This is a genomic window from Roseomonas chloroacetimidivorans (assembly GCF_049629625.1).
In the GTDB taxonomy this organism is placed as follows: domain Bacteria; phylum Pseudomonadota; class Alphaproteobacteria; order Acetobacterales; family Acetobacteraceae; genus Roseomonas; species Roseomonas chloroacetimidivorans.
Genome location: NZ_JBNBZS010000135.1, coordinates 1 through 10,124, shown reverse-complemented (window position 1 = coordinate 10,124; position 10,124 = coordinate 1). Strand labels below are relative to the sequence as shown.

Here is a 10,124-nt window from a genome sequence, read left to right as displayed (position 1 = left end):
TGCGAGCCATCACCCGCTGGGACAGGCCCTGGCCCCAGCCAAGCCGTAGAACATCTCGGATCTTGCGCATCGGCACTCTCTCGCCTGGCATCCCGCCCCCCTGCTCAGCACAGGGGCGAAACTACCGCTGGTTGAGACTTGCCGGCCGCGCCGCTCCTCTGACCCGACCCCAATTCCAGTGATCACGATCACCGGAATCACCGATCAGCATCCACCGGATCCACTGATCACGATCAAACGGAATCACTGATCACGATCCACCGGATTACGCACACCCGGATCGCGGTAGGCCAGCGCCAGCCACCGGCCTCGGTCCTGCACTTCCCTCAGCACCGCAGGGTCCCGTCCAGCGGCTGCAGCCACCTCCGCCGGTGTGGTGCCCCGCCCAAGGCTGTCCCGCCCGTCCGGGCTGTGGTGGGCTGCCAGCAGCGGCCGGGGGTGCTCTTCCCCCCTGCCCGGCGCACTTCCCCCCTGCCGGGCCATCTCCGGCCGCGCCACCATAATCCCGCTCTCGGGCACCAGCGGGTGCAGCCCGCGCCGCTCCGCGTAGCCTGCCGCCGCCCTCGCCCGTGCCTGCTCCGCCGTGGGACGGGTGGGACCCCCGCCCTCGGTCGGTCCATAGTCCAGCGAGGTGTCCTTCGCCCGCTCCCGCGACAGCGCCCGCACCAGGTGCTCCCGCGAGAGGTGTTCCTCCTGACTCCAGTGCAGGGTCACGCCGTCCCGGTGCCGCGTCAGCACCACATAGGCCATGTGCCGGTCCATCTCAGGTGTCGCCAGCACATGCGCCCGGTCCACCGTCACCCCTTGGGCCTTGTGCACCGTCGTCGCGTAGCCGGGCGCCAGCTCCCCATAGTCCCGCAGCTGGAAGGCCACCTCCCGGCCCGATCCAACCCCTTCCTTCCCGTCGAGGCGCACCGCCAGCCGCGCGTCGCTCCCGTCCACCGCCACGCCCTCGATCCGCACCAGGGTCCCCAGCGTGCCGTTCTTCACCCCGAGCGACCGCTCGTTGCGCAGGAACATGACCCGCTCGCCCGCGGCAAAGTGCTGCGGCCCGCGCGCCGTCTCCAGCCGGTGGTCCTCCCCCGCTAGAGTCCCCGCCTCCCGTAGAGCCACACGGGCCCTCGCATTCAAATCCGCCACGTCCGCCCGCGTGTGCGCCAGCATCACCTGGCTCGGGGTGGAAGGAGGGTCGCCAGAGTCCCCGCGGCCCGGCTCCGTCCCCCTCCCCTGCCGCGCCGCCATCCACCCCGTGACCAGCGCCGCCCGCGCCTCCTCTGCCGTCCCGTGCTCCCGCACCATCCCGGCGGCCTCGTAGCGCTCCAGTGCCACGGCCGTCCGCCCCGTCGCCAGCTCGCCCGTGGCTTCCCGCTGCCAGCCCTCCCGCTGCCGCCGCACCTCCGTCACCTCGGCCGCGCCCACCCGCTCGACCACTGCCCGGAACGCCGCCCCCGCCTCGATCGCCTGCAGCTGCTCCGCGTCCCCCACCAGCACCACCTTGGCGCCGGCCTCCTGCGCCTGCGCCAGCACCCGCCCGAGCTGCCGCGATCCCACCAGCCCCGCCTCGTCCACCACCAGCACGTCCCGCGGCCCGAGCGCGTCCCTCCTCTGCTCCCACGCGTGCTCCAGGCTGGCGATCGTCCGGCTCGGGATGAAGGACCCCGTCTCCAGGTTCTCCGCCGCGATCCCCGACAGCGCCGCGCCCCGCACCGTCAGGCCCTCGCGCTCCCAGGCCGCCCGTGCCGAGGCCAGCAGCGTGCTCTTGCCGGCACCGGCGGTGCCGACCACCGCCACTAGGTCCCGCGCCTCCAGCACCCGGCCCAGCGCCGCCTCCTGCTCGCCCGAGAGGGTGATCCCGACCCGCTTGGCTTCGAGGGTGGCGGCCCGCTTGCCGGACGCCCCCACCCGGTGCCCGGCCGTGCCCGCCAGGGCCAGTGCGTCCCGCTCCAAACGCCGCTCTGTCTCCAGCATCGCCCGCGTGGTCAGCCGCTCCTGCCCGCGCCCGTCCCGCCCCAGCCGCACCAGTTCCGGTGATGCCTCCACCACGGCCAGCACCTGAGCGAACTGCTCCGCCCCGTCCGTGTGCCGCCCCACCAGCCGCGCCAGGTCGTGCCGCGTAAAGGTGCTCTGCTGCCGGGTGAGGATCTCCAGCGCCCGTTCCGGCTCGGCCAGGAGGCGCTCCCCGTTCCGCCGCGCGATTGCGTCGTGCTCCGCCCGCCGCTCGGCCGTCTCGCCCCGGGCGGCACGCCGCATCCCCGCCGGCCCCACCTTGTGCTGCGGCTCCAGGGAAATGCCCTGCGCCGCAAGGCTCCGATGATCGATCCGTACGTCGTGCCCGAGTTCTGCAAGCCGCGCGTTCGCCAGCTCCGCCCACCCCTCCCGCCACTCCCGCAGCAGCGCCGTCTCGTTCCAGCCCCGCTCCTTGGGCCCGAACCCCTCCGGCCCCGCCCGCCGCAGCGTCAGCAGCACGTGCGCGTGCGGCTTCACCTCCCCGTTCTCGCCCATCGGCGCGTGCACGCACAGATCCGCCACCATCCCTCGCGACACGAAGTGCTGCCGCACGAAGTCCCGCGCCAGCGCCACGCCCTCGGCTTGGCTCAGCTCCCGCGGCAGGGCGAACTCCACCTCGCGGGCGAGCTGGGCGTCCTTCCGCCGCTCCCCCGCCTCTACGACGTTCCACAGCGTGCCGCGATCGGACCAGGCGGAGGGCGCGCCCTCGGGCAGCAGCACCTCCGCGTGCACCACCCCGGCCTTGGCCGTGAAGTCGTGCGACACCCCCGTCCGTTCGTCCGGCAGCCGTGAGGCAGAACGGTACGCCGCAGCCGCCACCACGGAGCGCCCAGCCCCGCGTGAAATCACCTTCGCCGAGAGATGGTAGATCGCCACCCGCCGTCAGCCCGTCCGCGGCACCAGCTGCTCGCCGTGGCGCGCCAGCAAGCGCTTACCTGCCTTGCCCTTCCACGCCAGCCGCAGGGCCGGGCGCAGCGTCACCGCATCCACCTCGGCCAGGCACACCTGGGTGCTGCCGGTCTCGCCCCATCGTCCGGCCGAGGGACGAAAGATGGTCGACGCGTCCCGCAGCAGCACCGCCTGCTCCTCTAGCCGCAGGCTCGCCATGCCCCAGCCTACATCCGGGTAGCCCAGCGTCGCAAAGATGCGCCCGCCCACCCGGAAGTCCGGCTTGCCATGGTGTTCCCACTCCACCACCTCGGGCAGCTCCAGCGCCAGCTGACGAAAGGCCTCCGGCGTCATGCGGCTCCCCTCCCCTCGGTCCATAGGCAATCTGCCGGCCACTGACCCAGGGAGGAACCCTTCGGCGGCCATCGTTCCGCCCTCTCCCGCTTCACGGGAGCGCGACGTTGCCTTGGGCAACGTATAAGCGCGCATTTCGCTCGCTTTGCTCAACCATGACGGGGGGCACGGGTCGGACGTCGGACCGTCACTTGCCCTGGCAATTATCTTTCGTAGGTTCGCGTCTCTAGCGCGGTCGTGCTGATGTTCTTCTCAGCCCCAGGACGCCCTGATGCTCGCATCAATCCCGACGCTGACAACCGATCGGCTCACCCTCCGAGCACCTGCGGAAGGCGACTTCCCCGCTTACGCACAACTTCTGGCGTCGCCGCGCTCCAAGAGCATGGGGGGTCCTTACGACACCCGGGCAGCCTGGGGGATGTTCTGCCACGACTTGGCCTGCTGGTCCCTTTTCGGGCACGGTGCGCTTATGGTGGACCTCCGCACCACGCGTACCTGCGTGGGACAGGTCGGCATCAACCACGGGCCGCTCTTCCCTGAGAAGGAACTCGGCTGGCTCATCTACGAAGGGCACGAGCGACAGGGATACGCGACCGAGGCCGCAGCCACCCTGCGGAACTGGGCATTCGAGGCGCTCGCCCTCGATCGTCTCGTCAGCTACGTCGATCCACGGAATGCCCGCTCCATCACCGTCGCTGAGCGCCTCGGCGCTGTCCTCGACCATGAGGCCGCAAAGCAGGATCCCGGTGACCTTGTTTATCGACACCAATGCTGACCCTGTACTTCGCCCCTGGCTCCAGTTCGATGGCCGCCCACATCGCTCTGCACGAGGTAGGTGCCTCCTTTGAGGCCCGCCCCCTCTCCTTCCGTCGGCGAGAAAACCGCTCGCCCGAGTACTTGGCGCTGAATCCAGAGGGCAAGGTTCCAACCCTGCTCATCGACGGACGCCCTCTCACGGAAGTCGCCGCGATCCTTTTCTACCTTGCCCGACGCTACCCGGAAGCCGGGCTGCTGCCGCGGGACACGGAAGGCGAGGCACAGGCGCTGTCCTGCATGTCCTTCGCCGCTGCGACGCTGCACCCCGCGAGACGGCAGGGCCTGGACCACGCCGTGGCCGTCTACCAAGTAGCCGATCAGCGGTTGGCCGGGCGGAGGTGGATCCTCGATTCCTACTCCGTCGCCGACATCCACCTCTTTCGTCTCTTTTGGCGCCTCAACGCCTCGCTGCGGCCACCGCCGGATACATTTCCCAACTTGATGATGCACCATGACCGGATGCTCGCCCGGCCAGCGGTTCAGCGTACAATCGAGGCCGAGGCCATGATCGGTTACGAACTCCCCGTCTGATTACGTCATCTCAGAAACAGCCACGGCTGCTCACGCAGCCAGCTGCGCAGTTCGATCATGAGCCCGGCGAAGTGACAGCAGCATGCGGAACGATGCTAGCGACAGGGTTGGATCACCGCTCCTGATGTGCAGGATGGCCTTGCCTGTCCGCGATGATGCGTGCGGCTGGCCACGACGAATGAACGATCAGGACGACGAGTAAGGGGGACTTCCACCCATGGCACCACGCCGACCGCGCGACATAGACGCCGAGCTTCGCGCCCTCCAGGACAAGGCCAAGCTCCTCCGCTCCAAGCAGAAGTCCCAGCTGGGCGAGCTGCTCCTGGCCACCGGCGCCGCCGACGCCCTCAATCCCGAGGCGCTGGCCGGCCTCCTCCTCGACGGTATCGAGCGCGCCAAGGCCGACCCCGATGCCCTGGAGGGCTGGCGCCGCCGCGGCGATGCCTTCTTTCGCCGCGAGCGCGCAGCAGGAGCCGCTGTCGGCAGCACCGCCCGCCAGTCCCGCTCAGCTGCGGCGCCTGCCGCTCCCGCCGACGCTCCGCGACCGCCTGCAGGCGAGCCGCCGCGCCAGGCGGCGGAGTAGCCAGGCCATCGCCAGGGCCGAGGCCTCCCTGGCCCGCTCCGACACCCGCGACTGGGCCCAGGCCCGCCGCGACCGCACCCGACATCTCATCGAGCTCGGCGGCCTCCTCACTAAGGCCGGCCTCGTCGAGCTAGTGCAGGACGACCGCGCCACCCTCCTCGGTGCCCTCCTGGAACTCGCCGGCAGGCTGCGCGAGGGCGACGACGAGGCCACACCTGCCGGGCTCCGCGCCAGGTGGCGCCACGCCGGCCTCCGCGCCTTCCACCAGGAGCGCGAGGCCGAGGCGGACGCCGCGCGCCGGCTGCAGGGTGAGGGGACGGCAGCGGAGCGGGGCTCCGCGTGAGTGCTTTCCTCGCCACCTCCCGCCGCGCCCTCGCCTTCGTCCTCTTCCTGCCGGCGGCCCTCCTCCTGGCCCTCCTTCGCACCGCCAAGGGTGCCCTGATCGGCTCTCTCCTCGGCCTTCTCGGCGCCGCCGCCTGGCACCTCTTCCTCCCCGTCGTCATCGACCACGGCGTCTTCCGATGGGGGGCTGTCATAGGTACCGCCCTCGGCGCCCTCTACGGCCTCGTCTCCTCTCTGCGCGAGACCTTCCTCGCGCCCCCTCCCCTCACCTCTCACGGCTCCGCCCGTTGGGCGACGCCGGAGGAGGGCGCTGCCCTCGCGCTTGCCCGCGACGCCGGGCACGGGGGCCTCGCCGGCCTCCTCGTCGGACGCGAGGCCGCCGGCAAGCGCCGCCTCCTCGCCTATGACGGGCCCGCCCACCTCATCACCATCGCCCCCACCCGCTCCGGCAAGGGCGTCGGCACCGTCCTTCCTAACCTTCTGCTGGCCGAGCGTTCGGTGCTCTGCATCGACCCCAAGGGCGAGAACGCCCGCATCGCGTCCCGCGCCCGGCGCCGCTTCGGGCCGGTGCACGTGCTGGACCCCTTCGATGTCTCCGGACAGCCCAGCGCCCGCTACGACCCGCTCGCCGTCCTCGACCCTGTCTCGCCCGACCTGGCAGAGGACACGGCGACACTGGCCGATGCCCTCGTCCACGACCTGCCTGGCCAAGCCGGCGAGGCCCACTGGAACGAGGAAGCCAAGGCCCTCATCGCCGGCCTTCTCCTCCACACCCTCACCACCCAGCCACCCGAGCGCCGCCACCTCGCTGCCCTGCGCGACGCCCTTACCCTGTCGCCTGCCCGGTTCCAGGCCCTGCTGGCCGACATGGCCGCCTCGACCGCGGCCGGTGGCCTCGTGGCGCGCGCCGCCAACCGCCAGCTCGGCAAGTCCGACCGCGAGGCTGCTGGCGTCCTCTCCTCCGCCCAGCGCCACACCCACTTCCTCGACGGACCCCGCATCACCGCCGCCATGGACGGGGCCGACTTCCGCTTCGAGGATCTCCGGAGGGGAGTCGCCAGCGTCTTCCTCGTGCTCCCGCCCGACCGCCTCGACACCTACAGCCGCTGGCTCCGCCTCCTCGTCGCCCAGGCCATCCAGCACCTCGCCCGCAGCACCACGACGGCGCCTGTACAACAGGAGGGCCCCCTCCCCTCCGGCGCGGCCGGCCCCGCCCCGGGCCCCGGCTCACGCCCGCCGGTGCTCTTCCTCCTCGACGAGTTTGCCGCCCTCGGCCGCCTCGACCCCGTCGAGCGCGCCATGGGCCTCATGGCAGGCCTCGGTATCCAGCTCTGGCCCATCCTGCAGGATCTCCATCAGCTCCGCGCCACCTACGGACAGCGCGCCGGCACCTTCCTCTCCAACGCCGGCCTCGTGCAGGTCTCCTCGCCCGCCGATCTCGAGACTGCCACCTGGCTCTCGCGCACCCTCGGCAGCGGGACGGTTGCCTACGAGACAGCCTCTTCCTCCACCAGCAGCCCAGCCTTCTTCTCCAACGGCCAGACCAGCGAGAGCGAGGGCACCTCTACCCACCTCGCCGCCCGCCCCCTCCTCACCCCCGACGAGGCCATGCGCCTGTGGCCTGACCGCCAAGTCCTTCTCCGCCCCGGGCACCGGCCCGTCCTCGCGGCCAAGCTCCGCCACTACGAGGACAAGGAGTTCCGGGGGCTCTTCGACGCGTAGGATGCTCCCCCATATCTCTGCAGGCGTTCGCCGTGCCTCGATGAAGTGTGCTAAAATGCCCGTTCTGGAGGAGCCATGAGCAGGATCGCCCTCGACGCCCAGGCCGGGCAGGTCTCGGCCGAACTGGCCCGCCGCGGTATCGCGGCCAAGACCCGCGTGCACGTTCTGGTCGAGGTGGTGGAAGGTCAGGAGGACGTCCTGCCGATGGCCGCCATGGCCGAGGCGGGCGGGGCCTTCGCGTGGCTCGCCGAAGAGCCGGACCTCTACAGCGACACGGACCTTGTCGAGGCGACGCCGCGGCAAGCCGGTTAGGTGTTCTCCTTCGGCAGCATCGTCCTTACGCGCTTTCCCTTCACCGATCTCTCGGGCGACAAGCGCCGGCCCGCTCTCGTGGTATCGCGCGACAACGGGCGCCGAACGGATCTGGTCGTGTGCTTCATCACCTCCGTGCCCCGCTGCGGACCCGATATGGCTCCGATCGAGCCGACGCCCGGCACGGGGCTGAAGGTTCCCTCCGTCGTGCGCTTCGACAAGCTCGCGACCCTGGATCTCGGCGTCATTGCTGGGAAGCTCGGCGATGCGCCGCCTGAGTGGTTAGCTTCTCAGCGCGACACCTTTTTCGGGGTCTTCGGCTTTTAAACGCCGGGATCGAAAACGCACTGCGCCGATTTACGAGGGCGGAAAGATATCAGCCTTAGCACCATCGCTAAGATGGCGAGGAATACATAATGTGATCAGGGGTAGATTGACCCCCCTGATTTCATAGGCAGTGCAGAATGGCCAAGAGCGACATCAACCTCGAAAATCTGAGCGTCCCTGAGCTGAACCAGCTGATCGAGGACGCCAAGGTGGTGCTCGACGGCAAGAAGCAGGGCGCCAGGGCCCAGCTGATCGAGGAGATGCGCGAGAAGGCCGCCCAGCTAGGCCTGGAACTGGGCGACCTCCTCGATAAGCCCGGCCCGCGCACCAATGTCCGCAAGCCTCGCAGCGATGCCGGGAAGACCGTGGCCGCCAAGTACCGCAGCCCGGAGGGCGAGAGCTGGACCGGCCGCGGCCGCATGCCGCGCTGGCTCGCTGAGGCCATGCACCACGGCAAGGCCAAGGAAGACTTCGCAGTCTGAGGCAGACGGTGCGCCCCCGCGGCGCACCCCCTCCCCTTCGGAGAGGGGCGCTACACATCGTAGCCCGGCTCGCCAAGCACGAAGGGCTTGCCCATCGCGGACGCGATCGCCGCGCCGTTTTCGTTCAGCGCGTCCGGCTTGCCCGCACGGGTGATTGTCACGTGCTTGGTGGGCCGCGCTGCGTAGCCTGTGCGGCACTCCACCTCCAGCCACGAGTCCCCGCCCCCCTTAGCCGGCAGCAGCCGCTCCACCCGGAAGCCGAGGATCGCCTCGCTCGGAATGACGTAGAGTTGGTCCAGGCAGAAGATCAGTGCCTCCCGTCCTGCGAATGGCCCATCCAGCCGAAAACCGCCCCGAGGTCCTCTGGCGGTTCCCGCACGAACTCGAGCTCGCTCTGCCGCGCCGCCGTCTCGCGCAGCCGCGCCGGGGTCAGGCGCGCGTTGCCCTCATTGGCGCCACCGGCTCAAAGCCGCCGAGCCACGCCCATTCGGCCGGGGCCAAGGGTGGGCGGAAGCCGGTCCCCACGGTGACATGGCAGGCCACCGCCACCCGCGGGTCGCGCTCGTGCACGGGGTTCGTGAAGCGGTCCGACTGCCAGGCCGGCGGCCAGGCGATCAGCCGGATGGAGGCGGCCCCGGCCGTCCAGGAGGCGACGAGGGTGTTGTACTCCCGCTCGATCGGCGCTGGCCCGAAGCGCGCAGCGAGGCGCTCCGCCGCCCGGCGGAGGTTGGCCTGCGCGTCTCGGAAAGCAATCACCTCCTAGCCATAGAATGGGTTGGGCCGGACGCCGTGCGTCCCTGTCAGCGTCTTGCGCGTCTCCCGCCAGGGTAGGCCGATCTCGTCCAGCACGGCGTGGATCGGGTTCTCCCTGCCCGCCGGCACCGTCAGCCGCCGTGGTTCCGGCCCTACCTCCGCGGGTTGGGACGAAACCGCCGGCGCGGCGGTGCCGAAGAACCGGCCTAGCAGTTCCCGCAAAGTGCCAGTTCAGCCGATGGCACTGCGACGTGGCCTCGGCTGTGCCCCAGCCGATGCTCGTGCGGCTCGACGGGCGGGCGTCCCACCTTACCGGCAGCGAGGCCGTCTCCTGCTCCTCCCGCGCCTCCCAGATCTCGTCGGGGACGGTGACCTCAACGAGGTAGCTAGCCCGATGCCCACAAGTAAACATGTTCATGACTTAGCATGTTTCCTCACAAGCATGATAACATGTCACCATATAATGACGAACGAGAGGCGACAACTGACCTGCGAATACCCCTCGCATGTCATAGCGTCAGATACCCATCATACGCACAACCTCACATGCCAACATGAACACACTTGAAACTGCATTCTTGCTCGGTCCTTTCAGAGGCGATGAACGGCTTCCTTGCCCCGAACAAGGTTCCTCATCCGACAAGCGCGAAGTGGCAAGCATGGCGGGGAGCCACCCCTTGCCGAAGCGAGCATGTTGGCATGATGCCATGCGAGAGGTTGAGAGATGGTTACCGATAGTCCAGGGACCCTCTGGAGTTGCCCCCATCAAACCGGACACGGGGCTGGTTGAGACTGGGCGCGGATGAACTCACGGGGTGAGCGCATTCGCAAGCCTTTGTGGGGGTGGGCCTCGTTGTAGTCCTCGATCCAGGCCGGGAGTTGCTGGAGGACGGCGGCGGCATCGGGCCTGGGATGGATGCGGGCGTAGTCGCGCTTGAGCGTCTTCACGAAGGCCTCGCTGACGCCGTTGCTCTCGGGGCTGCGGACGGGCGTGAAACAGGCCACGA

Annotated in this window: 13 protein-coding genes; 8 read left to right on the top strand and 5 right to left on the bottom strand. The window is 69.9% G+C overall.

Annotated elements, in window-relative coordinates:
• Positions 1-243: 243 nt before the first annotated feature.
• Entirely contained in the window at positions 244-2,883 is a 2,640-nt protein-coding gene (gene traA / locus ACO1BU_RS34330) for a Ti-type conjugative transfer relaxase TraA (RefSeq protein WP_481133258.1), read from the bottom strand.
• A gap of 6 nt (positions 2,884-2,889) precedes the next feature.
• Positions 2,890-3,249, bottom strand: coding sequence for an MmcQ/YjbR family DNA-binding protein (locus ACO1BU_RS34325; protein WP_424140403.1), 360 nt, complete (start codon positions 3,247-3,249; stop codon positions 2,890-2,892).
• Between the two features lie 271 nt (positions 3,250-3,520).
• Here ACO1BU_RS34325 and ACO1BU_RS34320 point away from each other — a divergent pair, with 271 nt between their 5' ends.
• The 8 genes from ACO1BU_RS34320 (at position 3,521) to ACO1BU_RS34285 (ending at position 8,364) form a co-directional block, all read left to right on the top strand.
• Entirely contained in the window at positions 3,521-4,024 is a 504-nt protein-coding gene (locus tag ACO1BU_RS34320; RefSeq protein WP_424140402.1) for a GNAT family N-acetyltransferase, read from the top strand.
• Positions 4,018-4,596 (top strand): glutathione S-transferase family protein, encoded by a 579-nt coding sequence (locus ACO1BU_RS34315; RefSeq protein WP_424140401.1) that lies wholly within the window; start codon positions 4,018-4,020, stop codon positions 4,594-4,596. Before ACO1BU_RS34320 ends, ACO1BU_RS34315 begins: the two co-directional genes overlap by 7 nt.
• A 217-nt stretch (positions 4,597-4,813) precedes the next feature.
• Positions 4,814-5,179: a conjugal transfer protein TraD gene (locus ACO1BU_RS34310; protein WP_424140400.1), complete on the top strand. Its 366-nt coding sequence runs from the start codon at positions 4,814-4,816 to the stop codon at positions 5,177-5,179.
• Between the two features lie 28 nt (positions 5,180-5,207).
• Entirely contained in the window at positions 5,208-5,522 is a 315-nt protein-coding gene (gene traD / locus ACO1BU_RS34305; RefSeq protein WP_424140404.1) for a conjugal transfer protein TraD, read from the top strand.
• On the top strand, positions 5,519-7,243 hold the full coding sequence (locus tag ACO1BU_RS34300) for a type IV secretory system conjugative DNA transfer family protein (protein ID WP_424140399.1): 1,725 nt from the start codon (positions 5,519-5,521) through the stop codon (positions 7,241-7,243). The genes traD and ACO1BU_RS34300 overlap by 4 nt, the downstream gene beginning before the upstream one ends.
• Before the next feature lie 75 nt (positions 7,244-7,318).
• Positions 7,319-7,555 (top strand): hypothetical protein, encoded by a 237-nt coding sequence (locus ACO1BU_RS34295; RefSeq protein WP_424140398.1) that lies wholly within the window; start codon positions 7,319-7,321, stop codon positions 7,553-7,555.
• Entirely contained in the window at positions 7,556-7,882 is a 327-nt protein-coding gene (locus ACO1BU_RS34290; protein ID WP_424140397.1) for a type II toxin-antitoxin system PemK/MazF family toxin, read from the top strand. It begins immediately after the preceding gene.
• Positions 7,883-8,019: 137 nt separating this feature from the next.
• A complete protein-coding gene (locus ACO1BU_RS34285; RefSeq protein ID WP_424140396.1) occupies positions 8,020-8,364 on the top strand; it encodes an H-NS histone family protein in 345 nt (114 codons plus the stop codon).
• 429 nt (positions 8,365-8,793) lie between these two features.
• On the opposite strand, the gene ACO1BU_RS34280 is transcribed toward ACO1BU_RS34285, so the two are convergent.
• The 3 genes from ACO1BU_RS34280 to ACO1BU_RS34270 form a co-directional block, all read right to left on the bottom strand.
• A complete protein-coding gene (locus ACO1BU_RS34280) occupies positions 8,794-9,120 on the bottom strand; it encodes a hypothetical protein (RefSeq protein ID WP_424140395.1) in 327 nt (108 codons plus the stop codon).
• A 3-nt stretch (positions 9,121-9,123) separates the two neighbouring features.
• The gene (locus ACO1BU_RS34275; RefSeq protein WP_424140394.1) at positions 9,124-9,339 is read right to left on the bottom strand and encodes a hypothetical protein; all 216 of its coding nucleotides are present in this window, start codon (positions 9,337-9,339) and stop codon (positions 9,124-9,126) included.
• A gap of 543 nt (positions 9,340-9,882) precedes the next feature.
• Positions 9,883-10,124, bottom strand: a 242-nt coding sequence (locus ACO1BU_RS34270; protein ID WP_424140393.1) for an integrase core domain-containing protein, incomplete at its 5' end; no start/stop codon positions are given.

Coding starts and splice junctions, on each gene's coding strand:
- ACO1BU_RS34325 (WP_424140403.1), bottom strand. CDS start 3,249: ATGACGCCGGAGGCCTTTCGTCAGCTGGCGCTGGAGCTGCCCGAGGTG.
- ACO1BU_RS34320 (WP_424140402.1), top strand. CDS start 3,521: ATGCTCGCATCAATCCCGACGCTGACAACCGATCGGCTCACCCTCCGA.
- ACO1BU_RS34315 (WP_424140401.1), top strand. CDS start 4,018: ATGCTGACCCTGTACTTCGCCCCTGGCTCCAGTTCGATGGCCGCCCAC.
- ACO1BU_RS34310 (WP_424140400.1), top strand. CDS start 4,814: ATGGCACCACGCCGACCGCGCGACATAGACGCCGAGCTTCGCGCCCTC.
- ACO1BU_RS34295 (WP_424140398.1), top strand. CDS start 7,319: ATGAGCAGGATCGCCCTCGACGCCCAGGCCGGGCAGGTCTCGGCCGAA.
- ACO1BU_RS34285 (WP_424140396.1), top strand. CDS start 8,020: ATGGCCAAGAGCGACATCAACCTCGAAAATCTGAGCGTCCCTGAGCTG.